16 protein-coding genes are annotated in these 25,321 nt (G+C 51.8%); 13 read left to right on the top strand and 3 right to left on the bottom strand.

Going from position 1 to position 25,321, the window contains the following annotated elements:
- Window positions 1–70 precede the first annotated feature (70 nt).
- Window positions 71–1,300, bottom strand: coding sequence for a phosphoglycerate dehydrogenase (serA, locus tag Q4551_RS11215; protein ID WP_303433908.1), 1,230 nt, complete (start codon window positions 1,298–1,300; stop codon window positions 71–73).
- A 211-nt stretch (window positions 1,301–1,511) separates the two neighbouring features.
- Between serA and Q4551_RS11210 the strand changes: the two genes are divergently transcribed.
- Window positions 1,512–2,918, top strand: coding sequence for an FAD-binding oxidoreductase (locus Q4551_RS11210; protein WP_303433906.1), 1,407 nt, complete (start codon window positions 1,512–1,514; stop codon window positions 2,916–2,918).
- A gap of 79 nt (window positions 2,919–2,997) precedes the next feature.
- Here the strand turns inward: Q4551_RS11210 and Q4551_RS11205 are convergent, their stop codons facing one another.
- Window positions 2,998–5,358 carry a penicillin-binding protein 1A gene (locus Q4551_RS11205; protein WP_303433905.1) on the bottom strand — a complete coding sequence of 787 codons (2,361 nt, stop codon included), beginning with the start codon at window positions 5,356–5,358 and terminating at the stop codon, window positions 2,998–3,000.
- Between the two features lie 280 nt (window positions 5,359–5,638).
- Between Q4551_RS11205 and Q4551_RS11200 the strand changes: the two genes are divergently transcribed.
- The 12 genes from Q4551_RS11200 (at window position 5,639) to hemE (ending at window position 23,806) form a co-directional block, all read left to right on the top strand.
- Window positions 5,639–6,745: a pilus assembly protein PilM gene (locus Q4551_RS11200; RefSeq protein WP_368501389.1), complete on the top strand. Its 1,107-nt coding sequence runs from the start codon at window positions 5,639–5,641 to the stop codon at window positions 6,743–6,745.
- Entirely contained in the window at window positions 6,745–7,296 is a 552-nt protein-coding gene (locus Q4551_RS11195) for a PilN domain-containing protein (RefSeq protein WP_303433902.1), read from the top strand. Before Q4551_RS11200 ends, Q4551_RS11195 begins: the two co-directional genes overlap by 1 nt.
- Window position 7,297: 1 nt before the next feature.
- Complete coding sequence (locus Q4551_RS11190) at window positions 7,298–7,930, top strand: type 4a pilus biogenesis protein PilO (RefSeq protein ID WP_303433900.1); 633 nt, start codon at window positions 7,298–7,300, stop codon at window positions 7,928–7,930.
- Window positions 7,923–8,471: a pilus assembly protein PilP gene (locus Q4551_RS11185; protein ID WP_303433898.1), complete on the top strand. Its 549-nt coding sequence runs from the start codon at window positions 7,923–7,925 to the stop codon at window positions 8,469–8,471. Before Q4551_RS11190 ends, Q4551_RS11185 begins: the two co-directional genes overlap by 8 nt.
- Before the next feature lies 1 nt (window position 8,472).
- Window positions 8,473–10,575, top strand: a complete 2,103-nt coding sequence (pilQ, locus tag Q4551_RS11180; protein ID WP_303433896.1) for a type IV pilus secretin PilQ family protein — start codon at window positions 8,473–8,475, stop codon at window positions 10,573–10,575.
- Window positions 10,576–10,578: 3 nt separating this feature from the next.
- The gene (gene aroK / locus Q4551_RS11175) at window positions 10,579–11,100 is read left to right on the top strand and encodes a shikimate kinase AroK (protein ID WP_303433894.1); all 522 of its coding nucleotides are present in this window, start codon (window positions 10,579–10,581) and stop codon (window positions 11,098–11,100) included.
- On the top strand, window positions 11,097–12,182 hold the full coding sequence (aroB, locus tag Q4551_RS11170; RefSeq protein ID WP_303433892.1) for a 3-dehydroquinate synthase: 1,086 nt from the start codon (window positions 11,097–11,099) through the stop codon (window positions 12,180–12,182). The genes aroK and aroB overlap by 4 nt, the downstream gene beginning before the upstream one ends.
- A 20-nt stretch (window positions 12,183–12,202) precedes the next feature.
- Window positions 12,203–13,717 carry an SPOR domain-containing protein gene (locus Q4551_RS11165; protein WP_303433890.1) on the top strand — a complete coding sequence of 505 codons (1,515 nt, stop codon included), beginning with the start codon at window positions 12,203–12,205 and terminating at the stop codon, window positions 13,715–13,717.
- Between the two features lie 181 nt (window positions 13,718–13,898).
- Complete coding sequence (gene gltB, locus Q4551_RS11160) at window positions 13,899–18,347, top strand: glutamate synthase large subunit (RefSeq protein WP_303433888.1); 4,449 nt, start codon at window positions 13,899–13,901, stop codon at window positions 18,345–18,347.
- 52 nt (window positions 18,348–18,399) lie between these two features.
- Window positions 18,400–19,818 carry an FAD-dependent oxidoreductase gene (locus Q4551_RS11155; RefSeq protein WP_303433886.1) on the top strand — a complete coding sequence of 473 codons (1,419 nt, stop codon included), beginning with the start codon at window positions 18,400–18,402 and terminating at the stop codon, window positions 19,816–19,818.
- 140 nt (window positions 19,819–19,958) lie between these two features.
- Entirely contained in the window at window positions 19,959–22,661 is a 2,703-nt protein-coding gene (locus Q4551_RS11150; RefSeq protein WP_303433884.1) for a hypothetical protein, read from the top strand.
- An 80-nt stretch (window positions 22,662–22,741) separates the two neighbouring features.
- Window positions 22,742–23,806: a uroporphyrinogen decarboxylase gene (hemE, locus tag Q4551_RS11145; RefSeq protein WP_303433882.1), complete on the top strand. Its 1,065-nt coding sequence runs from the start codon at window positions 22,742–22,744 to the stop codon at window positions 23,804–23,806.
- Window positions 23,807–23,924: 118 nt separating this feature from the next.
- Here hemE and radA read toward each other — a convergent pair whose 3' ends face one another.
- Window positions 23,925–25,295 carry a DNA repair protein RadA gene (gene radA, locus Q4551_RS11140; protein WP_303433880.1) on the bottom strand — a complete coding sequence of 457 codons (1,371 nt, stop codon included), beginning with the start codon at window positions 25,293–25,295 and terminating at the stop codon, window positions 23,925–23,927.
- Window positions 25,296–25,321: the final 26 nt, after the last annotated feature.

Here is a 25,321-nt window from a genome sequence, read left to right as displayed (position 1 = left end):
GTCACTTTGGTGGCAGGCCGTTTTTGTATCGGCGTGGTATGCGGCTGTCACCAGCCGCTATCTAGCAGGATCAGTACAATACGCGGGCACGAATGGTACCTTCAACTTCCTTGATTTTCTCCAGCGCCAGTTCGCTGGCCGATGTTGCCACATCAATTACAACGTAACCGATGTCTTCAGCCGTTTGCAGGTATTGACCGGCGATATTGATGTGATTTTCAGCAAAAATACTGTTGATCGCATTCATCACGCCAGGAACGTTCTGGTGGATGTGCAAGATCCGGTGAACATTCTGGTTGGATGGCAAGGCGACTTCTGGGAAGTTGACGGAGGCTGTGGTGGTACCCCGGTCACTGTAGGTTGCCAGTTTTTCGCCCACTTCTTTGCCGATGTTTTCCTGCGCTTCCATGGTCGAACCACCGACGTGTGGCGTCAGGATAACGTTGTCGAATTCACGCAACGGGCTGACAAACTCTTCCTTGTTGGAGCGAGGTTCTGTCGGGAATACGTCGATGGCGGCTCCCAGTAATTTTTTGCTGCGGACGGCATCCGCGAGCGCGTCGATATCGACGACAGTACCGCGAGAGGCATTCAGCAGGATGGAACCTTGCTTCATTTGGGCAAATTGTTCCGGGCCCATCATCCATTTGGTGGAGGCAGTTTCTGGCACGTGCAGGGAAATGACATCCGACATTGACAGCAGCTCATCGAGTGAGCCGACCTGAGTGGCGTTACCGATGGGCAGTTTGGTGATGATGTCGTAAAAATATACCTTCATGCCCATGCTTTCAGCCATGACCGACAGCTGGGTACCAATGCTTCCGTAGCCAACAATCCCCAGTTTTTTCCCTCTGATTTCATATGAGTTGGTAGCTGACTTGCTCCAACCGCCGCGGTGGCACTGGGTGCTTTTCTCTGGAATGCCGCGCATCAGCATGATGATCTCAGCCAACGACAGCTCAGCGACGGAGCGAGTGTTGGAATAAGGCGCGTTAAATACGGCAACGCCGCGTTTGGTGGCGGCTTTCAGATCAACCTGGTTGGTGCCAATACAAAAGCAGCCAACGGCGATCAGTTTTTCTGCGGCGGCAAAGATGTCTTCGGTCAGCTGGGTGCGTGAACGAATGCCGATAAAGTGTGCATCCTTGATGCGCTCTTTTAATTCGTCTTCAGGCAGCGATGTCTTCAGATAGTCGATGTTGGTGTAGCCAGCGGCATGAAGGGTGTCGAGTGCCGATTGATGCACGCCTTCCAACAAGAGGAATTTGATCTTGCTTTTGTCGAGGGAAGTCTGGGCCATTGGGGTACCTTCTCAAGAGGTGACGGTCAGGTCTGGGAGGGCCTGAGTCCATGCTGATTATATGCGGTCGTGCTGTCCGGGGGCGAAAGCTCTCCGAAAAACAGGGCGCATATGATAGCATACGCGGCTTTCAATGTGATCCTCCGTCCGCACCTTCAAATCGATGATTCTTCAGGATGGTGTGACGACTCTTCATATTCCTGGACTGCTCATGACACAACTTACCCAAGATGTCCTTGTTGAACGCCTGGCTGCCATTGTTGGTGCTGACAAGGTCCGCACTGATGCTGATTCGCTGGATAATTTCGGCAAAGACTGGACTCGAATTTACGAGCCTTGCCCCTGCGCGATTGTTTTTCCCAAAACCACCGAGCAGGTACAGCAGATTGTACTGTTGGCCAATGACGTCGGCTTGGCTCTGGTGCCGTCCGGTGGTCGAACCGGTCTGAGTGCTGGTGCCATGGCATCAAATGGCGAGGTGGTTGTGTCGTTTGACTACATGAATCATCTGACCGATTTTAACGCAATTGATCGTACGGTCCGATGTGGCCCCGGGGTGATTACCGAGCAACTGCAAACCTTTGCGGAAGAGCAGGGATTGTTTTACCCCGTCGACTTTGCTTCGGCAGGCTCTAGCCAGCTTGGCGGCAATATCAGCACCAATGCCGGCGGTATCAAGGTGATTCGCTACGGTATGACCCGCGACTGGGTTGCGGGACTGACCGTGGTGACGGGTAAAGGTGACATTGTTCGTTTGAACAAGGATCTGCTGAAAAACAATACCGGTTACGATATGCGCCACCTGTTTATTGGGGGTGAAGGGACTTTGGGCTTTATCACTGAGGCGACCATGCGCCTGACGCGTCCGCCACAGAATTTGACGGTGCTGGTGCTGGGTGTGCCGGAAATGTCGGCCATCATGAGTGTATTGCACAAGTTCCAGTCGGGCATCGACCTGACGGCTTTCGAGTTTTTCTCGGATAAAGCGTTGAAAAAAGTGCTGGCTCGTGGTGATGTTCAAGCACCGTTTGAGACGGAGACGGAATTCTATGCCTTGCTGGAATTTGAAGCCGAGACCGACGACAAGATGAATTTGGCCATGCAGTTGTTTGAGGACTGTATGGAAGCAGGCTGGGTCTACGACGGTGTGATCAGCCAGAACGAAACCCAGGCCGCCAATTTGTGGCGCTTGCGTGAAGATATTTCCGAAACCATTTCACACTGGACTCCGTATAAAAACGACCTGTCGGTGGTTGTTTCCCGAGTGCCTGATTTTCTGCAGGAAGTAGAGGCCGTGGTTGTGGAAGAGTATCCCGACTTCGAGATCATCTGGTTCGGGCATATCGGTGATGGCAATCTGCATCTGAATATTTTGAAGCCGGATGACTTGCCGAAAGAGCAGTTTTTCGAACGTTGCGCACGAGTATCAAAACGAGTTTTTGAAATTACCGAACAGTACGATGGTTCTGTATCAGCCGAGCATGGCGTTGGCATGACCAAAAAACCGTACTTGCACTATTCCCGCTCTGCCGCTGAGATCGGGTATATGCAGGCGATGAAGGCTGCTTTTGACCCTAACAACGTGATGAATCCCGGCAAAGTAATTGATATGAATTGATTGGTCAGCTCTGCTGATACAACAATGCCGATCTCATGAATATGGATCGGCATTGTTGTATCTGGCATTCAGTTAAAGGTCAGAACAGTAGCTCTGGTGTGGCATGCAGGCCACCGTTGTCGCCATTGCCTGAATCTGAGTATGTCGGCATCACCATTTCGGTGGGGACATTTTCGGTGCGGAAATATTCGAAAATCGCATCTTCTTGTCCTGGTGCTGCCAGCAGTCCGGATTGAGGATCGATACGGGTCGAGACAATACCGTCAGGCTGTTCCATGGATACCTGTGGTTCGGTTTCGAGGGCGGTAGCCATGTAGTCAATCCAGATAGGTAATGCCGTTGAGCCGCCCAGAGCCCATTTACCCATGCTTCTGGGCTGATCGAAGCCAACCCATACTGTTGTTACCAGGTTCGGATTAAAGCCAGAGAACCAGGCATCCACTTGATCGTTGGTGGTGCCTGTTTTGCCAGCCAGGTCATGACGATTAAGTGCTCTGGCCCGGCGACCGGTACCGCGCTGGATAACATCCTTGAGCATGTTCACCATCAGGAAGTTGGTGCGTTTGTCCATCACCCGTGGAGCCAGGGTTGGTTCAGTGGCTGTTTCTGGCGCTGCGGTAGTGGATGCCTGGTCGTTAATCGTAGCTGCTGGAGCATTGGCTGATGAGTTGTCGCACTGGCGGCAAGCGATTTCCGGAGTGGCAGCAAACAGCTCATCACCGTCGGTTGTGGTGATGCGTTGGATAAAATAAGGCTTCACCGCAAAACCGCCATTTGCCAGCACGGAATAACCTGTGGCCAACTCTATGGGTGATATCGCTGAGGAACCCAGCGCCAGAGACAGGTCGGCGCCAAGTTTGGCTTTTGGAAAACCGAAGCGGGTAATGTAATCGACGGCATTGGCAGGACCGATCTGTTTGAGGATACGGATGGATACCAGGTTCTGGGATTTGTACAGGGCCTGGCGCAAGCGGGTCGGGCCGTAAAACTTGCCGCTGTAATTTTCTGGTCGCCAGGTGTTTTCCAGCCCTGAGTCGTTAAAGACAACCGGGGCATCATTGATGATGCTGGCAGGGGTGAAGCCATTTTCCAAAGCCGCGCTATAAATAAAAGGCTTGAATGATGAGCCTGGTTGGCGATCGGCTTGCAGGACGCGATTGAACTGGTTGCCATCCTGGGAAAATCCTCCGACCAAGGCCTGGATGGCACCGGTGTTTGGATTGATGGATACCAGTGCGCCTTCGACTTCAGGAGGTTGTGCCAGCAGCAATTCGCCATCGCGGTCTTCAAACCAGATTTTCTGCCGTCGGCTCAGACGCTGGGAAGCAGTGGCTGGCTTTTTGCCAACTACGTTGACGCTGACATAGGGGGCTGCCCACTTGATACCCTCAAGAGGTAAAAAGCGGAAACCGTTGGCCGTTACCATCCAGGCGCCATCGTCCTTGACGTCCGCGACAATGGCGGGAATCAACCGGCTTTGTGATTTCTGGCTGCGGAGCTGCTGTTGCCAGTCGGCCAGGGTTTCTGGCCAGTTGGTGGCCGGGTCGGCGGTAGTGCTATCAAACCAGTCTGGAAGGTTGTTGGTTGTTGTCTGGTTTGGGCTGACAGCAATGGTGTCGGCAAAGCTCTCTTTCTGACGGTAGCCGTGTGCCCGGTCGTAGTTTAATAATCCACGTTGCAATGCCCGCGTGGCTGCTTCCTGACGGCGAGCATCAACGGTCGTGTGAACAATATAACCATCGGTGTAGGCATTGTCGCCATAGTGTTCAACCATAAACTGGCGCACCATTTCTGCGATATAAGGGGCGGTAATGGCACTGGTTGCACCGTGATAGCGGGCGGTGATTGGCTCAGCGGCTGCGGTTTCAAAGTCTGCCTGGCTGATCATGTTGAGACTGGCCATGCGTGACAGGACGTAGTTGCGTCGATTGACCGCTCTATCCGGATTGTTGATGGGGTTGGCGGCGGAAGGGGCCTGGGGCAGTCCGGCAATCATGGCTGTTTGGGCCAGGGTTAATTCGTTTATTGCTTTGCCATAATAAACCTGGGCTGCAGCCTCAATACCATAGGCTCGTTTGCCGAGGTATATTTTATTGACATAAAGTTCAAGAATTTCCTGTTTTGTGAGCGTCTTCTCTATTTTTATCGCCAATAGTATTTCAGTGAATTTACGAGTGAAGGATTTCTCGCTGGATAAATAGTAATTCTTGGCAACTTGCATGGTAATGGTGCTACCGCCCGATTTCTTTCTGCCAGTGCGAATTAGTTCCAGCGTTGCTCGTAAAAGTCCTTTAACATCAATGCCGTAATGCTCGTAAAAACCATCGTCTTCCGAGGCGAGCAGAGCATTGACGAATTGATTGGGAATTTGCTCGAATGTAAGGGGAGACCGGCGTTTCTCTCCGAATTCACTGATCAGCTGGTCGTCGGCGGTGTACACCCTTAACGGTGTTTGTAAGTCAATGTCGCGGAGTTGACGAGGGTCAGGAAGCGTAGGAGTTAGATAAAGGTATATGGCAAGACAAGTTAAACCAGTGCCGGAAACGGCGCAAACGAATAACCAGATAACGAATTTAAAAATCGATTTGAGCGTGATCATAAAGGTATTGAAAATTCCTTCGTATGGTCGGTTATCGGCGGTTGCGGCATTATAAGGCTTTTTTGTCCTTTTTATAGGATTGTGCCTATAATAGCCGCCCAAATATAGAATTAATCTGAACTTGTTATCGCAAGTTCTCGATTTTCAAGGGGATTTTGTTGTGCTGGCGAATCTGTTTGGCAAGAAGGGCAAGGCTCTTCTTGGCGTGGACATCAGCTCCACGTCGGTAAAGGTCCTTGAGTTGAGTCGCAGCGATGCAGGATATCGGGTAGAAGCCTATGCCTCAGAGGCGCTGCCTAACAATGCCATTATGGAACAGAATATCCATAATGATGAAGAAGTGGGCGAAGCGGTCAAACGGGCTTTGATCAAATCCCGTTCCGGGGCAAAGCGGGCTGCTCTTGCCGTTGCTGGTTCTGCTGTCATTACCAAAACCATCCAGATGAATGCCAATCTGTCCGAATCGGAAATGGATTTGCAGATCCGTGCCGAGGCTGATCAATATATTCCCTATCCTTTGGAAGAGGTCTCGCTGGATTGGGAAGTACAGAATACAGGTGTGGATGAGACTGAAGCCGTGGCTCAGGTGCTACTGGCGGCCTGTCGCTCTGATACCGTTGAGCGGCGTAAGGATGCTGTTGAGTACTCCGGTCTGGAAGCTGTTGTGGTCGATATTGAAGCTTACTGTACCGAACGGGCATTCGAGCTGATTCGGGATCACCTGGATGGGGATGCCAATGAAGCCGTTGCCATTATTGATATCGGCGCCACCATGACAACGCTCAGTGTCCTGCATAATGGTGTGTCAATTTATACTCGTGAGCAGCTCTTCGGTGGCCGTCAGTTGATTGACGATATTATGCGGCGTTACAGTCTGTCCGAACAGGAAGCAGCGGCAGCACGTGATGGCGACGGTTTGCCTGGCGACTATGAAGATGAATTGTTGGAGCCGTTCCGTAACGCCGTTGTTCAGCAAATCAGCCGATCCCTGCAGTTTTTCTTTTCATCCAGCCAGTTTAATGAAGTCGATTGCCTGGTACTGGCTGGAGGGACCGCGACTCTGGCTGGCCTGGTCGACAAGGTTCAGGAAGATATGGGCTTGCCGACGGTGGTTGCCAACCCTTTTCGGGATATGTCGGTGTCATCGAAGGTGAATGTCAAATTACTGAGTAACGATGCGCCTTCTTTACTGGTCGCCTGCGGGTTGGCGATGCGAGGTTTTAATTAATGGCCAATATCAACTTATTGCCTTGGCGTCAGGAACTCCGCAAGGAGAAGCAACAGCAGTTTATCAGTATTATTGCCGTGGTTGCTGCGATTGCTGCAGGATTGGTCTGGATGGTAAGCAGTTACTACGACAGTGAACTCAGTAACCAGCGGGGACGTAATTCTTTCCTGTCGCAGGAAATTTCCAAGCTGGATAAAAAGATTGTCGAAATCAATGAGCTGACGGCAACACGGGAACAGCTGATTGAACGTATGGAACTGATTCAAAACTTGCAGGGTAATCGCCCGGTGATTGTCCGGCTGTTTGACGAGTTGGCGCGCTCCGTCCCTGAAGATCTGTATTATACCAGTCTGTCCATCCAGGGAAGTCGGGTTAACGTCAAGGGTGTTGCCAAGTCCAATAACCGTGTGGCGGCACTGATGCGTAACTTTGATGAATCTGAATGGTTTGCAGACCCGGCGTTGTTGGGAGTTAAAGCCGTCGCGAATGGCAGTAACGTGTTTGAGGTATCTGTCCGGCGGGTAGAGCCTCAAAGCAGTGAGGAGCCTTGATATGGCCAAGCAAGGATTTGATTTCAAGGCATGGGCTGGCAAGCTGCAGGAACTGGACGTCAATGATCTGAACGAGATTGACTGGGAGGATATGGGCTCCTGGCCGACACCCGGCAAGGTCGTTTTCTGCTCGTTGATCTTTGTTGCTGTATTGGTTGCCGGATATTTCCTGTTGGTGAAGGATTCGGGCGAGCGTTTGCAGCAAGAAGCGGCCAAAGAAGTTCAACTAAAAAAAGATATTGAGAAAAAAGCGTACCGTGTTGCCAACCTGGATGCTTACAAGGAGCAGTTGGCGGAAATGCGGGACAGTTTTGGATCATTGCTGAAGCAGTTGCCCAAGGATACCGAAGTGCCTGGCCTGATTGATGATATCAGTGCTGCTGCCTTGGGTGCCGGGTTGAAACTGAACGCGATTTCACCACAAAAAATGGTCAATACCGAGTTTTATAACGAGTTGCCGATTCGTATCGAGGTCGATGGCGGCTACCATGAAATGGGAGCGTTTGTTTCCGGCGTGGCTGCCTTGCCCCGGATTGTAACCCTGCATGATTTTGCAATCAGCTCTGCCAAAAAAGACGGATTATCCATGACCATTCTGGCCAAGACGTATCAGTATGGAGGTGGTGATGAATAAGCATTTATGGCTGCTCGCCATGGGCGTGTCGATGCTGCTGTTGCAGGGGTGTTCGCAGTCTGCGAATACTGCCGATTTGCAGCAGTTTGTCAGTCAGGCATTGGCCAAGCCCCGGGGGCGAATAGAACCTATTCCGGTATTCAAGCCTTACGAGTACTTCAGTTACAGTGCGGCTGGGCTTCGATCCCCTTTTGAATTGCCCGTTGTTGTTGACAGTACACTGCAGTCTGCCCAGGCATCGAGTAATGTACGTCCTGACTTTGACCGACCCAAAGAACATCTTGAGCAATTCCCACTGGGCCAGTTGACCATGGTTGGTACGATGGCCGGAGTCGATGGCGTCTTGTGGGCTCTGGTCAAGGACGGTAGTGGCAGTGTTGTACGAATAAAGCGTGGCTATTACATGGGCCAGAATCATGGTCGGGTAATAACGGTATCCTCAAACAGGCTCAGTCTGATCGAGATCGTTCCTAATGGTCTTGGCGGCTGGATAGAACGCCCTAAAACAATTGCTCTGGAAGGAATAGGCGGAGATAACTGAAATGAATCTTTTAAATGCTGTACGCACTCTGGGCCGTACCTGGGTTGCAGCTTTGCTGATGCTTCAGGCCGGCCTGTCTTCCGCTGCCGTACTGAACGATATCGCTTTTTCATCACTTCCCGGTGATGTAACAGAAATCAGCCTGACATTTGACAGTGCGCCGCCGGAAATCAGTGGTTACACCATTGAAAAGCCAGCCCGTATTGCCATTGATATGCCTGGTGTTGTCAGTGCCTTGAAAACAAAACGCCACCAGATCGGTGCTGGTAATGCCCGGTCCGCGGTTGTGGTCACGACCCAGGATCGTTCCCGGCTGGTGATTAATCTGTCTCGTATGGTTGCTTATACAACCCGCTCTAATGGCAATCTGTTGCTGATTCGTGTGGGAGCCAGTAATGAAGGGCAAATGACCATAGAAAGTCAGTCGTCTTTGCTGGGTGGGGCGCCGGCTTCGGCAGGGATGAATGAGCTGAAAGTGGTCAATGTTGATTTTCGACGTGGCGAGCAAGGCGATGGTCAGGTGCAGATCATGTTGAATGATGCCAAGGCGGCCGCCAATATCCGCAGGGAAGGATCAAAAATTATCGCCGACCTGTCTGGGGTTCGTTTGCCTAATGAGCTGAGCCGTCGCCTGGATGTGACTGACTTTGCTACTCCGGTTCAGTATGTGGACGCCAAGGATCATGAAGGTGGCACGCGCATTGTAATTGAGCCTGTCTCGGATGATTTTGAATATCTGGCTTATCAGACCGATCGTTTATTGTCGATTAACGTGACCAATCTGCCAGAAGAGGCGGCGGAAGAGCGTAAGAAAAAATTCCCGTTCACGGGTGAAAAACTGTCACTTAATTTCCAGAATATTGAAGTCCGGGCGGTACTGCAGCTGATTGCAGATTTTACCGGCCTGAATCTGGTCGCCTCGGATACGGTGCAAGGGAGTATTACTTTGCGGCTGCAAAATGTGCCGTGGGATCAGGCGTTGGACCTGGTGTTGAAAACCAAGGCGCTGGGTAAGCGTCAGCTGGGATCTGTACTGTTGATTGCACCGGCTGAAGAAATTGCTGCCCGTGAAAAAATAGAGCTGGAAGCTGTACGTCAGGTGGAAGAGCTGGCTCCGCTGGTGCAAGAGTTCATGCAGTTCAAATATGCCAAGGCGGCGGATATTGCGACGATCCTGACTTCCGACCAGGGGCTATTGTCTGAGCGCGGTACTGCTGTTGTGGATGAGCGTACCAATACGATTCTGATGAAAGATACTGCCTCGAATCTGGAAAAAGTACGTGAAGCTCTGGTAATGCTGGATGTGCCGGTGCGACAGGTATTGATTGAAGCCCGGATCGTGGCGGCATCGACGGCAGTTGGTGAAGAGCTGGGTGTCAAGTGGGGTGGTGGTTTCTATCAGGATAATGGCTCCAACTGGGTTACTGCCGGTGGTAGTCAGCAAACCATTGAGGATACCAACCAGATTCTGTTTGATCGGGCATCCGGTGATGATGCCAGCGCATTGGATCTGGATTCAGCCAATATCGTTGATTTTGGGGCAACCAGCTCATCGGCTTCGACCTTTGCCATTGGTTATCAGACTGTCGATTATCTGCTGGATCTGGAGTTGTCAGCGATTGAGACCGATGGTCGGGCGGAAATTGTTTCCCAGCCTCGGGTGATTACTGCCGATGGACAAACTGCCTTTATTGAATCCGGTACCCAGATTCCATATGAAGAGTCAACGTCCAGTGGTGCGACCAGTGTGACCTTCAAGTCGGCGGTATTGCGACTGGAAGTGACACCTCAAATCACGCCGGATGATCGTATTATCATGGATCTGGTCATTAATCAGGACTCGGTGGGGGAAGATACTTCGGCCGGTCCGACGATTAATACCAATGCGGTACAGACTCAAGTGCTGGTAGATAATGGCGAAACTATCGTATTAGGTGGTATCTTCCGTTCTGAAGAAGTCAGGTCGGTCAGCAAGACGCCTTTCTTCGGGGATTTACCATTAATTGGAGCCCTGTTCCGTTACTCTAGCGTTTCGGATGACAAGAGCGAGTTACTTGTTTTCATCACGCCGAAGCTGGTGAAGGACTCCTTCAGCGCCAGATAGTCTATGCCGTCCGAACAATCGATTTTTCTAATAGGGCCAATGGGAGCGGGTAAAACCACCATTGGCCGTTTGCTTTCCAGCGAGATGCATCTTGAATTTGTCGATTCTGACAAATTTATCGAGGAGCGTTGTGGTGCCAATATTCCCTGGATCTTTGATATGGAAGGGGAAGCGGGTTTTCGTGATCGCGAAGAGCAGGCAATAGATATCCTCACGCAACGCCAGGGTTTGGTTCTGGCGACGGGTGGTGGTGCTGTTATGAGGCCTGTTAATCGTCAGCATCTCGGAGGACGTGGCATTGTGGTGTATTTATGCACTTCCGTTGAGCAACAAATAGCCCGTACCTCAAAGGACAAAAATCGCCCTCTGTTACAAACAGCCAATCCAGCACAAGTGCTGCGAGAGTTGTTCCGCAAGCGTGACCCTCTGTATCGAGAAGTTGCCCACATCGTATTACAAACCGACCAGCGTAATCCTCGCTGGGTCGTCAATGAAATAAAAAAACGTATTAAGGCCCTGTCATGATTACATTGACCGTAGAGCTGGCTGAGCGCAGCTACCCAATTTACATTGGTTCAGGGCTGTCCGCGACGCCAGAACTATTGACTCGTCATATCCGTGGTAAACAGGTCATGATTGTTACCAATACTACGGTCGCGCCACTGTATCTGGATATGGTCAGGCAGATGCTGGATGGCTATCAGGTTGACAGTGTTGTTCTCCCTGATGGTGAGCAGTACAAAAACCTGGAAACACTGAATCTGATTTTTGACGCCTTGCTGGAGCAAGGACATAACCGCACCACAACCCTGCTGGCATTGGGAGGTGGCGTGATTGGTGATATGTGTGGTTACGCGGCCGCCAGTTATCAGCGCGGGGTTGATTTTATTCAAATGCCGACCACGTTATTGTCACAGGTAGACTCTTCTGTTGGTGGTAAGACGGGCGTTAACCACCGCCTCGGTAAAAACATGATCGGTGCTTTCTATCAACCGCAAGCAGTCTTGATCGATACCGATACACTGACAACACTGCCATCTCGGGAAGTGTCGGCAGGCATGGCTGAAGTGATCAAGTACGGTCTGTTGGAAGACGTGGAATTTTATCACTGGATTCAGCAGCATGTTGATGGACTGATGGCTGGAGATGGAGCTCTGCTGGCACAGGCGATTCACACCTCTTGCGCTTGCAAAGCCCGTGTCGTGGCTCAGGATGAGCGTGAAGGAGGCATTCGCGCCATATTGAATCTTGGTCATACCTTTGGACACGCGATTGAGTCCCATCAGGGTTACGGCCAATGGTTGCATGGCGAAGCCGTGGGTACCGGGTTGTTGATGGCGGCGGATCTTTCGTGTCGTATGGGAGCCATATCGAGTGCAGACGTTGCTGAACTGAAGGCACTACTCATCCGCAGCTCTCTTCCGGTATTGCCTCCGGAAAATATGAGCGAAGAGGATTTTTTATCGCGGATGAGTCTGGATAAAAAAGTACTTGATGGTCGTATCCGACTGGTATTGTTACGCCGAATTGGACAAGCCTATATCACCTCAGATATAGACCGGACGCAGCTTTGCCAGACACTGGCAATGGCCGCATTAAACGGTTAACCCCAACGCACGGAGGCCATATGGTATCGCCACTTTCTCAGGCGCCGGGTCAGGATATTTATGCGTCACCGGCCCGTTATCTCGAGCTGATTTGTCACCTGAGTTGCTATTCCCCTCTGATGATGCTGATCCGGTATCAGTCCGAGGCAGATGGGGACTCGCTTGCCGCTGCTGTTGCCCGGCATTATGCGGATTCCAGTCTGGTGTTGCCCCTCGTGGCCGAGGATTTGCAGAAGACCCGGACGCTGATTGGCCAGCTGGCAGGGGCTCTGGGGGTGACCAAGCTGCCTGTTGATGAAGTGGTGGCGCGAGAGGTGTTGCTGGAGCAGGCACGTATCCGTGCGGAGACGGCCGACCCGCTATTGGTTATTGTCTCCCGGGCGGAGAGACTGCCTGCCGAGATGTTGCTGGCATTGTCCCAGTTTGCCTTGATGTCATCCCATGCTATTTCCTTTTGTCTGTTTGGACGTGAGGGCTTTGATGACGGCTTGAAAGAAGGCCCTGCGAGCGCGTCCATGTATCGTATTTCCTTGTTGGCATCTGAGGGGGCGCCCGAGCCTGAAGCGGCCATGCAAGCTGTTGCTGATACAAATTCCGGGGTGCAACAATCATCCGTAAAATCACCCAAGCCAGCAGAATCAGTAGCGCTGCCCAAGCGAGCAGAGCCATCCAGGCCAGCAGAACCAGAACCGTCCAGGCCAGTGGAGCCGGTCGCGACTTCAAAGCGAGAGCCAGGATTCACAACAAAGAGTGATTTTGCAGACCTGCAGCTGGATGGTATCGACTTGAGCTCAACCAGCTCGCGCTCCTCTGCTCCATCATCGTCCAGCAGCAGGCGCTTTGATTGGCGCTTGCCAAACCTGAGTCAGCTGGATACCAATGCGTTGTTAAGTCAGCTGCGCTCTCCGCTGGCACTCGCCTTTATGGCTGCCATTCTGTTGATCTTCATCGTTATCGGATTGTTGTCAGGAGGAGATGAAGACAGTGCCGTTGCCACCACGGTACTCCAGGTGCCAATGCCACCGGTGATTGCCCGGCCTGAAGCTGATTTGGCAGCAATGCCTGCAGAGGATTTACCTGTGCCTTCACAGGCCAGCAGGAATCCGACAAACTCCAGTAGTCAGAGTGCAGTCGCTGGTCGAGCAGACACATCAGCGGTCGTCTCTACGCCGGCCACACCAGCAGCGGCAGTTTCTGCGCCGCAGGCGCCGGTAGAGAAAGCATCGGTATCACGGCTATCCGGCTATCCGGCCTGGTTTGCCAAGGACAACGCCTGGGCAGTTCAGCTGCTGGGGACTTCCGAGCAACAGGGCGCGCGTGACTTTGTTACCAAGTGGCAGTCCGGAGCGGATGGCAAGCTGGTCTGGTATCGTAGCCAGAGAAATGGCCAGCCCTGGTATGTGGTGATTGCGGGAGCATTTTCTTCTCGGGAAGATGCGGCGGCATGGGTCAAAAAACGGCCAGCTGGCTTAAAAACAGACTCTCCCTGGATTCGGGAAATGAGCCAGATTTCCCCTTCAGTTGAGCCCCGATAAGCGGCTTTTCAGCCAGCCGTTTGTGATCGTTACTGGCCTGCTGGCCGGGGCATATTTGTTAGAGGACGCCTGGATGTGTAGAATGAGCGTCCTTTTGTCTCTATGTTGCTCAAATTTTGAGCACTCGGCTGTTCCCAGCCGCAAATAATTTTAATAGCATTTTTTTGGTGAGAGCTGTTCTATGAGAACTGGTCTGTATACTCCAGGCGATTACAAAGACAACTGTGGCTTTGGTCTGTTGGCTCACTTGAAGGGCCAGCCAAGTCATGAGCTGTTGAAGACGGCTATCCAATCCCTGACTTGCATGACGCACAGGGGCGGTATTGCGGCTGACGGTAAAACAGGTGATGGCTGTGGGCTGTTGCTGCAGAAACCGGATTCGTTCCTGCGTGCAGTGACTCCGGAAGTGGGCATCGACTTACCCGCTCAATATGCAGTAGGCATGTTGTTTGTGGATCTTGATGACGCCATTTGCGCAGAACAACAAGCGGCGGTAGAAAAAGCAATCAAAGACCAAGGCCTGACAGTGCTGGGTTGGCGTACCGTGCCAACCAACAATGACTGCCTGGGTCCGATGGCCGTAGACTGCTTGCCTCGTTTCGAGCAAATTTTTGTCTCCAGTGAGACAGAAATGACGGATGCCGAACTGGACGTAAAACTTTTTTATGCCCGACGTTACGCAGAAAAGTCCCTGACCCAGTACCCAGATTTTTATATCGCCAGCCTGTCATCCCGAGTGCTGTCGTACAAAGGCCTGACCATGCCGGTCGACCTGCCGAATTTTTATCTGGACCTGGGCGACGAGCGCCTGGAAACCGCAATCTGTGTTTTCCACCAACGTTTCTCAACCAATACCATGCCTCGTTGGCAGCTGGCGCAGCCGTTCCGCATGCTGGCGCACAATGGTGAAATCAATACCATCCAGGGTAACCGCAATTGGGCCAACGCTCGCTCCAGCAAGTTTGTCAGCCCGTTGCTGCCCAACCTGATGGATTTGTCCCCGGTGGTGAATACGACGGGTTCGGATTCGTCGTCGATGGACAATATGCTGGAATTGTTGACCACGGGTGGCATGAGCCTGTTCCGTGCGTTACGGATGATGATTCCGCCAGCATGGCAAAATGTTGAAACCATGGATGCCGACTTGCGCGCATTCTACGAATACAATTCCATGCATATGGAACCATGGGATGGCCCGGCCGGGCTGGTCATTACAGATGGTCGTTACGCGGTCTGTGGCCTGGATCGTAACGGCTTGCGTCCGTCGCGCTGGGTCATTACCAAAAATGACTTTATTACCGTGGCATCTGAAGTGGGTGTGCATGACTACTTGCCACAGGATGTTGTGGCGAAGGGGCGGGTTGGACCTGGCCAGATCCTGGCAATCGATACCGAACAGGGTCGACTACTCAAAACCGATGACATTGATAACGCCCTGAAGGCCGAATTTCCTTACAAAAAATGGCTGCGTGAAAACGCCATTCGTATCGAAAGCGAACTGTATTTACAGAAAGCGGGCTTTGACCCCATTGCCGGTGAAGAGCTGGACTGCCAGCAAAAACTGCACCTGATTACCAACGAAGAGCGTGACCAGGTCTTGCGGCCCATGGGTGAAGAAGGTCAGGAAGCGACCGGCTCCATGGGTGATGACACCCCGATGGCGGTACTGTCATTGCGTGTTCGGCATGTCGCAGATTACTTCCGCCAGCAGTTTGCCCAGGTAACCAACCCGCCTATCGATCCGTTGCGAGAAGCGATTGTGATGTCGTTGGAAACCTGTGTTGGTGCAGAGAAGAATGTCTTTGAACAAACACCGGATCACGCCAATCGTATTATCCTGACGTCGCCTGTGCTGTCGCCATTAAAATTCATTGGCCTGACCAATCGTGCATCGGATGCTTTCCGGCATATCACCCTGTCGATGGCATTTGATCCGGAGATCGGTTTGCAGCAAGCGGTTCAGAACCTGACGCTGGCGGCAGAAAAAGCGATACAGGATGGCTACGTTATCCTGATTCTGAGTGACCGCGATGTGGTCAGGGATCAAGTACTGATTCCTGCCGTGATGGCAACTGGCGCGGTGCATCATCATCTGGTGCAAAAAGGCCTGCGTACCAACGGCAATATCGTGGTTGAAACCGGTGATGCCCGTGATGCGCACCATTTTGCCGTGCTGCTGGGTTTTGGTGCGACAGCTGTTTACCCATGGCTGGCGTATACCGTTCTGACCGACTTGCACCGTTCGGGTGAATTGCTGGGCGATCCGCTTAAATCGCAGCAGAATTACCGCAAGGCGATTCGTAAAGGCCTGATGAAAGTCATGTCTAAAATGGGCATTTCTACCGTCACGTCTTATCGCGGATCGCAGTTGTTTGAAGCGATTGGCCTGAGCCGGGAAGTGGTTGATTTGTGCTTCTGTGGTGTTACCAGCCGTATTGGTGGAGCAACCTTCTCTGACTTTGATGAAGACTTGCAGCTGATTGCGAAAAACGCCTGGAAAGCACGTAAGAAAATTGACCAGGGTGGTTTGCTGAAATACGTCCATGGCGGCGAATATCATGCGTACAACCCGGATGTGGTGAAAAACATCCAGACAGCCGTACAGCAAAACAGCCAGGCAGCCTACGATCGTTTTTCCGAGCTGGTGAATACTCGCCCGGTAGCGACCATTCGCGACTTGCTGGGATTCCGTAAAGGTATCCAGCCAATTGATATCAGCGAAGTGGAGCCGGTAGAGAAACTCTTCACACGTTTTGATACTGCGGCCATGTCGCTGGGTGCTCTATCGCCAGAAGCTCATGAAGCGCTGGCGGAAGCCATGAATGATCTGGGCGGTCGCTCCAACTCTGGTGAAGGGGGTGAAGACCCTGCTCGTTATGGCACTCGCAAGAACTCCAAAATCAAGCAGATTGCTTCCGGACGTTTTGGGGTGACTCCCGCTTATCTGGCCAGTGCCGAAGTGCTGCAGATCAAGGTTGCCCAGGGTGCCAAGCCAGGAGAAGGTGGCCAGTTGCCTGGTGGCAAGGTCAACGACCTGATTGCCACGTTACGGTATTCCGTACCGGGTGTGACGCTTATTTCGCCACCGCCTCATCACGATATTTACTCCATCGAAGATTTGGCTCAGCTGATCTTTGACCTGAAGCAAGTAAATCCAACGGCTCTGGTTTCGGTCAAGCTGGTTTCTGAACCCGGTGTTGGCACCATCGCTGCCGGTGTCGCCAAGGCCTATGCCGACCTGATTACCATTTCCGGTTATGACGGTGGTACTGCGGCATCACCGCTGACATCGATCAAGTACGCCGGTTCGCCATGGGAACTGGGATTGTCCGAAGCGCATCAGGCCCTGCGTGCCAATGACCTTCGAGGCAAGGTACGGGTACAAACGGATGGTGGTTTGAAATCCGGCCTCGACGTTGTCAAGGCGGCTATCCTGGGTGCAGAGTCCTTTGGTTTTGGTACTCTGCCCATGGTTGCGGTTGGTTGTAAATACTTGCGTATTTGTCACCTGAACAACTGTGCGACCGGTGTTGCCACCCAGAACGATGACTTGCGTGAGAAGCACTATATCGGCACTGCCGAGATGGTGAAAAACTACTTCTACTTCCTTGCTGAAGAAGTACGCGGTTTGATGGCTCAACTGGGGGTTCGCAGTCTGGACCAGCTGATTGGTCGTACGGAGTTGTTGGAAATGCTGGAAGGTAAAACCGGCAAGCAACGCCACCTCGATCTGACGCCGATTCTGGTCAATGACCAGATTCCAGAAAATAAACCCCATACCGTTGAGGTCGAGCGTAACGCACCGTATGACGAAGGTTTACTGGCTGAGCGTATGGTGGAAGAGATTCTGCCAGCGATTGAAGCCAAAACAGGTGGTGAATTCGATTTTGTGATTACCAACTGTGACCGTTCGATCGGTGCTCGCCTGTCGGGTGAAATTGCCCGTCGTTACGGCAATCAGGGGATGGCAGACAAGCCAGTACGTCTGAGCCTGAAAGGCGTGGCAGGTCAGTCCTTTGGTGTCTGGAATGCCGGTGGTCTGCAAATGGTACTGGAAGGTGACGCCAACGATTATGTCGGTAAAGGCATGACAGGTGGCAAGCTGGTTATTTTCCCGCCCAAGCGCTCCGAATTCAAAACCAACGATACCTCCATTGTGGGTAATACCTGCTTGTATGGGGCAACTGGCGGTAAACTGCTGGCAGCAGGTCGTGCCGGTGAGCGTTTTGCGGTGCGTAACTCTGGTGCTCATGCCGTCGTCGAAGGAACTGGAGATCACTGCTGTGAATATATGACCGGTGGCATGGTCTGTGTGCTGGGTGAAACCGGTTACAACTTTGGCGCTGGTATGACCGGCGGCTTTGCTTATGTGCTGGATCGTAACAACAGCTTTGTTGACAAGTACAATCATGAGCTGGTTGATATTCATCGTATCAGCAATGAAGAAACGGAAGCGCACCGTAACCATTTACGCAGCGTTATTCGTGAATTTGTGGCAGAGACAGGCAGTGCCTGGGGACAAGCAATCCTCGATGACTTTGATGGTTTTATTGGTCGTTTCTGGCTGGTCAAACCAAAGGCTGCTGATCTGCAACAGCTGCTGAAAAACACCCGCGCTCGTCCTGAGTAATCTCACGACGCGACAACAGAATGAGTCCAGGACGAGTATAGAGAGGTTCGAGATGGTACAACGTCTGAACAACAATTTTCAGTTTGTTGAAGTGGGTCGCCAGGACCCGAAGAAAAAAGCAATTTCTACTCGCAAGAAGCAGTTTGTGGAGATTTACGAGCCGTTCAAACAGGCTCAGGTAAACGATCAGGCGCACCGTTGCCTGGCGTGTGGTAATCCATACTGTGAATGGAAATGCCCGGTACATAACTACATTCCCAACTGGCTGAAACTGGCCAGCGAAGGCAACATCCTGGAAGCCGTGGAACTGAGTCATCAGACCAACACGCTACCAGAAGTATGTGGCCGAGTGTGTCCACAAGACCGTTTGTGTGAAGGCTCCTGCACTCTGAACGACGGGTTTGGGGCAGTGACGATTGGTAATGTAGAGAAATACATTACCGATACGGCATTTGCGATGGGCTGGAAACCGGATATGTCCAAAGTCGTACCGACGGGCAAACGCGTTGCTGTTATTGGTGCGGGTCCTGCTGGTTTGGGTGCGGCTGATGTACTGGTTCGCAACGGTGTTACCCCGGTAGTCTTCGATAAATACCCCGAGATCGGTGGCTTGCTGACCTTCGGTATTCCTGAGTTCAAGCTCGAGAAAACCGTCATGTCCAACCGCCGCAAGGTATTTCAGGAAATGGGCGTGGAATTCCGCCTGGAGACCGAAGTAGGCAAGGATGTGGACTTCCAGAGCATCATCGATGAATTTGATGCCGTCTTCCTCGGCATGGGCACTTACAACTACATGAAAGGCGGTTTCCCTGGTGAAGATCTGCCCGGTGTGCACGATGCGTTGGATTTCCTGATCTCCAACGTGAATCGCAACCTGGGCTTTGAAAAAGATGCGGCTGATTTTATCAGCATGAAAGGCAAACAGGTGGTTGTGCTGGGTGGTGGTGATACAGCCATGGACTGTAACCGCACCTCCATCCGCCAGGGCGCTGCGCGTGTCAGCTGTGCCTATCGTCGCGACGAGAAAAACATGCCAGGCTCCAAACGTGAAGTGACCAATGCGCGAGAAGAAGGCGTAAAATTCCTCTTCAACCGTCAACCGGTTGCTATCATCGGCGAAGATAAAGTCGAAGGCGTCAAGGTGGTGACAACCGAAATGGGTGAGCCTGATGAAAACGGCCGTCGCCGTCCTCAGGTAGTGGAAGGGTCTGAAGAAATCCTGCCTGCGGATGCGGTGCTGGTTGCTTTTGGCTTTCGTCCAAGCCCTGCGCCCTGGTTCAAGGACTTCGGCATTGAAGTGAACAACTGGGATGGTGTTGTTGCACCAGAAGGCCAGGAATTCAAACATCAAACGACCAATCCGAAGGTTTTTGCCGGAGGTGATATGGTTCGAGGGTCTGATTTGGTCGTCACGGCAATATACGAGGGTCGCCAGGCTGCTGAAGGTATTCTTGACTATCTGGATGTCTGATAAATTCTGTTTTTGTGACAGAACGTAGAAAACGCGGCATTAGCCGCGTTTTTTGTGTATGGCTGTTGTTCGTATGTAAATGTTATCCTTCCCGACCTGTTGTGAAATCGTCTGGAACTGCCCGAAAGGAGCTTGTCGTTATGTCATTGCGCGATTTGTTGTTGCTGGTTTTGTTTGCTGGAACCTTGTCTGCGTGCGGAGGAGGAGAGTCTGTTGCGGACGCTAGCGCAGGAGATAGCAGTTCAGATGACACCGACGATACCGACGACACAGATGATAGCGATGATTCGGATCTTACAGAAGAGACGGTGATTGAAGCATTGGGAAATGGTACTGGTGCTGATTTTGAGGAGGGTGCTATCGCCTCGTCGGAAGATTATGTGCTTGTTGGCGGCAGTGTTACATTGACCATCGATGGTGTTGATCAGAATGACAGTAATTCATCACTGACCAGCGACAGTTATTACTACACTTTTACATCTGACTGCTCCTTGGGTTTGTTCTCCATTGCGTCTTCCTACACCAGTACAGGGTCTGTTTCTTCTACCTATCGCAACAAGGGATGTAGTGGTGGTGATACCATTACTGCAACGCTGTATTCTGATGCTTCTTCCAGTACTGAGCTGGCAACTGCTACGGTGTTTGTCAGCACGGACTACCCGTCCCTGGGGACCGATAGCGGTATTTCCTTTACGGAAGGGCAGCTGGAAGGTGACCTGGAAATCTCCGACGAAGACAGTACCGACCTCTCTGTGAATATTGTTAATCCATTGTCTTCCAATGCGCTGGTGACGGACGATAGTTATATCATTGAATGGTATAGCGATTGTGCTGATGGCGAGTTTTCTGTATCGCGTGAAACCAATTCTGATGGGACTTTCAGCACCAGTTACAATGCTGACTATACGACCTGTCCTGGCGACAATAACCTGACGCTACTGTTGTTTGGTGATACTGATACCGAATGCAGTCTTACGGATACCGACAGCTGTTATGTTGTCATGACGTCGGTTGTAACTGTTGAACAAGGGGTTGAACCTAAATTAGGTGTGCTTGACGATGATGAGTTCTATACCGAGTTGCTGGTGAATGGTATTCGTGAAAGTGAATATGGTGATGATCCAACTTCGGAAAACGTCAGTGACGAGCTCAAGTTATCTGCGGGTGGCACCATGCTGATTACCGCTAATATTGTTGATGATAATGATGATGACAACTTGGCTACAGGTACAACCTATGGTGTCAGTCTGGAATCCAGCTGTGTCGAAGATGGCACAGCTACTCTGGATTCGGATGAAAAAACAACAACGACGGGTACGGTAACTTTTACCTATACTGCGAATGGCTGCCTGGAAGACGCTTTCTCGGCCAATCTTTACTCTGTTGAAAGTGGAGAGCTGGCGACTCAGCTTAATGATGATGAAGTCACTGGTATTATTTTTATCCAGTCTGCAGAAGTTGGAGCGATTACGTTCACCAGTGTATCGGAACCCTATATCTCACTGAAAAATATTGGGGATGCGGTACTGCCTAAGCAGAGTACTGTTACCTTTACTGTGGTGGATAAGCAGGGAGAAGTTGTGGAAGGTCAAGAAGTCTCCTTTGAATTGACCAATACAACGGGGGGAATCACACTTGGTAGTGGAGAAGTAACTGACTCCGACGTAACCGACTCCAGCGGTCAGGTCACTGCAATTATTAACTCCGGGACATCACATGCTGTGACATCGGTTCGTGCAACGACGGAAACCAGCGATGGCACATCCATCAGCACAACCTCTCAAGCAATTTCAATTACGACCGGTATTGCCGACCAGGACAGCTTTGATATTGCCGTCGATATCTTTAACCCCGGAGCGTATGCCACAAACGGCACTGAAGTATCAGTGACTGTATACGCAGCCGACCAGTATCAGAACCCGGTTGCTGACGGAACGGTTGTGAACTTCACCGCCGAAAGTGGCACCATCGAGTCCTATTGTGAAACTTCCTTTGGTACGTGCTCTGTCACCTGGTACAGTAGTGGTGTTCGTCCAGGAAAGCATGAAGCCAGCCTGGATAGGGTGAACGAAATTGATCCTCAGGGACGGGTATATGACAGCTTTATTGAGGATAGTGACTGTGTGAGCACTGTATGTGGTATGACTACGATCAATGCCTACACCGTAGGTGAATCCAGTTATACCGATACCAATGGTAATGGTACTTTTGATGTTCTGGATGATACCGGCGCTGAACCTTATGTTAGCTATCCGGAAGCTTTCCGCGACGATAACTGGAATGAAGCGCTGGATACCAATTCTGATGGTCAGGTAGTTGAGGCTTTTTTCGACTTTGATACCGATGGGGCTTACGACGAGGCACCAACCGTCTTTCAGGGACTCGTCTGTTCAGACTCTGCTATTAATGCTGATACTGCAGGTGAAAGTCACTGCGACTCCTTGATGCATGTACGAGACAGTATCCGGATCGTTCAGAGTTATGCCGAAGCCCCTATTATGCGCTTTTATACCTATGACGATGCGACGTCGAAATATACAGAAATCAGCACAGTTACATTGAGTAGTAGCGGAGAGTTTTATGTCCTGCTTCAGGATCTAAACGGGAACATTCCAGCTAACGGTACGACGTTGTCAGTTGATGGAACGGGGTACAATATTTATGGTTCTTCTGGGGATGTGGGTAACTCCGTTGGTGAACTGTATACTGGTGAGGATAATGGCTTACCTTCGTATGGTGTGCTGTATAACGTTTCATTCGAAGTTGATGATGAACCGGAGTCTATTGAAGTAACAGCGACTTATGGCAGTTCAGAAACTTCCGTTATATTTCTGACTCCCTAGTAGTAACTACAAATCAATTACCCTCGTATCATTTCTGCTATCATCCGTCGCTGGTACACTTCCAGCGACGGATGATTTGCATGGACCCAGTTAAAAACGACCGCTTTCTCAAGGCGCTGCTGCGCCAACCAGTTGATCGTACCCCCATATGGATGATGCGTCAGGCCGGACGTTACCTGCCTGAATATCGCTCCAGTCGGGGAGAAGCCGGCGACTTTATGTCGTTGTGCAAAAATCCTGAATTGGCCTGTGAGGTAACGCTTCAGCCTCTGGAGCGCTTTCCGCTCGATGCCGCTATTCTGTTTTCCGATATTCTGACCATTCCGGATGCCATGGGCCTGGGCCTGTATTTTGAAACAGGGGAAGGACCGCGTTTCAAAAAGGTTATCCGTACTGCCGCGGATGTTCAGCAGTTGAAGGTTGTGAATACCGAGTCCGACCTGAATTACGTCTTGAAAGCGGTGACGACCATTCACTCTGAGCTGAATGGCCGTGTACCTCTGATCGGTTTCTCCGGCAGTCCCTGGACATTGGCAACCTATATGGTTGAAGGTGGCTCGTCGAAGGACTTCCGTCATGTGAAAGCGATGATGTACGACACGCCGGAAGTCATGCATCAGCTGCTGGATGTGCTTGCCAAATCGGTGATTGATTATCTTAATGCCCAGATTCGGGCCGGAGCCCAGGCGGTACAGATTTTTGATACCTGGGGCGGCAGTCTGAGTGATGTGGCGTATCAGGAATTTTCGCTGCGCTATATGCGTCAAATTGTAGAAGGCCTGACGCGGGTGTATGACGGCCAGCAGATTCCTGTGATCCTGTTTACCAAAGGCGGAGGGCAGTGGCTGGAGTCGATGGCTGACACCGGAGCCGATGCATTGGGGCTGGACTGGACAACCGATATGGGTCAGGCGCGTCAGCGTGTTGGCAGCAAGGTTGCGTTGCAAGGCAATATGGACCCATCGGTGTTATATGCCTCGCCTGCAACAATTCGTGCCGAAGTTAAACGTATTCTCGATAGCTATGGTTATGGTACCGGGCATGTTTTTAACCTGGGTCACGGTATCCATCAGTTTGTGGACCCTGAACGAGCCAAGGCTTTTGTTGAAGCGGTGGTTGAGTTAAGCCCGGCGTATCACGGCTAGACCGACGATAATGACGACAATAGAGATGCGGGTTTATCTCTGTTGTTGCCCGCCAATCCTTGATTGTGCGGGCCGTCCGGTTGTCAGGCGAAGCGACAGAGCGTGAATTGTATCTGTGTCAGATATTTTCCAGTGCTTGTTGCAAGCGCTCGACACCAATAACCGTCATGCCCTCCGGCATGATTTTGGGCATATTGGCTTTGGGTACAATCGCCCGCTTGAAACCATGTTTGGCCGCCTCCCGAATCCGCTCCTGCCCCGAAGGTACCGGGCGGATTTCGCCGGATAGCCCCACTTCCCCAAAGACAATCATATCCTGTGGTAATGGCACGTTGCGGAAGCTCGACAGGGCCGCGAGCAATAGCGCCAGGTCGGCACTGGTCTCCGACACCCGGACACCGCCAACCACATTGATATAGACATCCTGATCCCCCAGATGAATGCCTCCATGACGATGCATGGCCGCGAGCAGCAGGTTTAACCGGTTCTGGTCGAGACCAACAGCAACCCGCTTGGGCTGGCCAAAGTGACTGTCGTCGACCAGCGCCTGAATCTCGATCAGCAAAGGCCGGGTGCCTTCCCAGATGACCATCACGGCACTGCCGGGTGACGGCTCGTCACTGCGACTGAGGAAAATGGAGCTGGGGTTTTTGACTTCTTTCAGGCCACTGTCCAGCATGGCAAACACCCCCAGTTCATTAATCGCACCGAACCGATTCTTGATGCCTCGCAGGGTGCGGTAGCGGCTGTCGTTGGAGCCTTCCAGCATGATGGAACAATCGATCATGTGCTCGAGTACTTTTGGCCCGGCCAGAGTACCGTCCTTGGTGACGTGTCCGACCAGCAACAATACAGTGTTGGTTTGTTTGGCAAAGCGGGTCAGCATGGCAGCGCTTTCGCGTACCTGAGAGACACTGCCGGGGGCGGAATCCACGCCTTCGACATGCATCACCTGAATCGAATCAATCACCACTACTCGGGGCTGATGCTGTTGCAGGGTCTGGATCAACTGTTCCACGCTGGTTTCACTGAGCATATTGAGCTGATCCATCGGCAAGCCCAGACGGCGTGCGCGCATGGCAACCTGCTGCAGGCTTTCTTCGCCGGTGACGTATAACGCCGGCATCTGACGGGCGAGATTACACATGGTTTGTAGCAGCAAGGTGGATTTGCCAGCACCGGGATGACCACCAATCAGAATGGCGGAACCCGGTACCAGGCCACCACCCAGTACCCGGTCAAATTCCTGCATCCCGGAACTGAACCTGGGGACTTCATCGAGATTGACCTGATCCAGCCGCTGGATACCGGTTTGTCCGGCGGCACCTGCGTATCCACCCAAGCCCGCACCTCGAGCCGGGGTTTTGGCGGCTGTAACGACAAATTCCTGCAGCGTGTTCCAGGCGCCGCACCCCGTACATTGACCTTGCCATTTGGAATGATCGGTACCGCAGTCGGCACAGACATAAGCGATTTTTTTCTTGGCCATAACGGGGTCCGGTTTCCGGTAAAACA

It is taken from the genome of Oceanobacter sp. 5_MG-2023, from assembly GCF_030548165.1.
Taxonomy (GTDB): Bacteria; Pseudomonadota; Gammaproteobacteria; order Pseudomonadales; family Oceanobacteraceae; genus Oceanobacter.
This window is presented reverse-complemented; position numbering and strand designations above follow the sequence as displayed.

Bases quoted from the DNA above. Each gene is read 5' to 3' on its own strand.
- Q4551_RS11165 (WP_303433890.1), top strand. From the start codon at position 12,203: ATGGTATCGCCACTTTCTCAGGCGCCGGGTCAGGATATTTATGCGTCA.
- Q4551_RS11190 (WP_303433900.1), top strand. From the start codon at position 7,298: ATGGCCAAGCAAGGATTTGATTTCAAGGCATGGGCTGGCAAGCTGCAG.
- gltB (WP_303433888.1), top strand. From the start codon at position 13,899: ATGAGAACTGGTCTGTATACTCCAGGCGATTACAAAGACAACTGTGGC.
- Q4551_RS11150 (WP_303433884.1), top strand. From the start codon at position 19,959: ATGTCATTGCGCGATTTGTTGTTGCTGGTTTTGTTTGCTGGAACCTTG.
- serA (WP_303433908.1), bottom strand. From the start codon at position 1,300: ATGGCCCAGACTTCCCTCGACAAAAGCAAGATCAAATTCCTCTTGTTG.
- radA (WP_303433880.1), bottom strand. From the start codon at position 25,295: ATGGCCAAGAAAAAAATCGCTTATGTCTGTGCCGACTGCGGTACCGAT.
- hemE (WP_303433882.1), top strand. From the start codon at position 22,742: ATGGACCCAGTTAAAAACGACCGCTTTCTCAAGGCGCTGCTGCGCCAA.
- Q4551_RS11195 (WP_303433902.1), top strand. From the start codon at position 6,745: ATGGCCAATATCAACTTATTGCCTTGGCGTCAGGAACTCCGCAAGGAG.
- Q4551_RS11210 (WP_303433906.1), top strand. From the start codon at position 1,512: ATGACACAACTTACCCAAGATGTCCTTGTTGAACGCCTGGCTGCCATT.
- aroB (WP_303433892.1), top strand. From the start codon at position 11,097: ATGATTACATTGACCGTAGAGCTGGCTGAGCGCAGCTACCCAATTTAC.
- aroK (WP_303433894.1), top strand. From the start codon at position 10,579: ATGCCGTCCGAACAATCGATTTTTCTAATAGGGCCAATGGGAGCGGGT.
- Q4551_RS11185 (WP_303433898.1), top strand. From the start codon at position 7,923: ATGAATAAGCATTTATGGCTGCTCGCCATGGGCGTGTCGATGCTGCTG.
- Q4551_RS11155 (WP_303433886.1), top strand. From the start codon at position 18,400: ATGGTACAACGTCTGAACAACAATTTTCAGTTTGTTGAAGTGGGTCGC.
- pilQ (WP_303433896.1), top strand. From the start codon at position 8,473: ATGAATCTTTTAAATGCTGTACGCACTCTGGGCCGTACCTGGGTTGCA.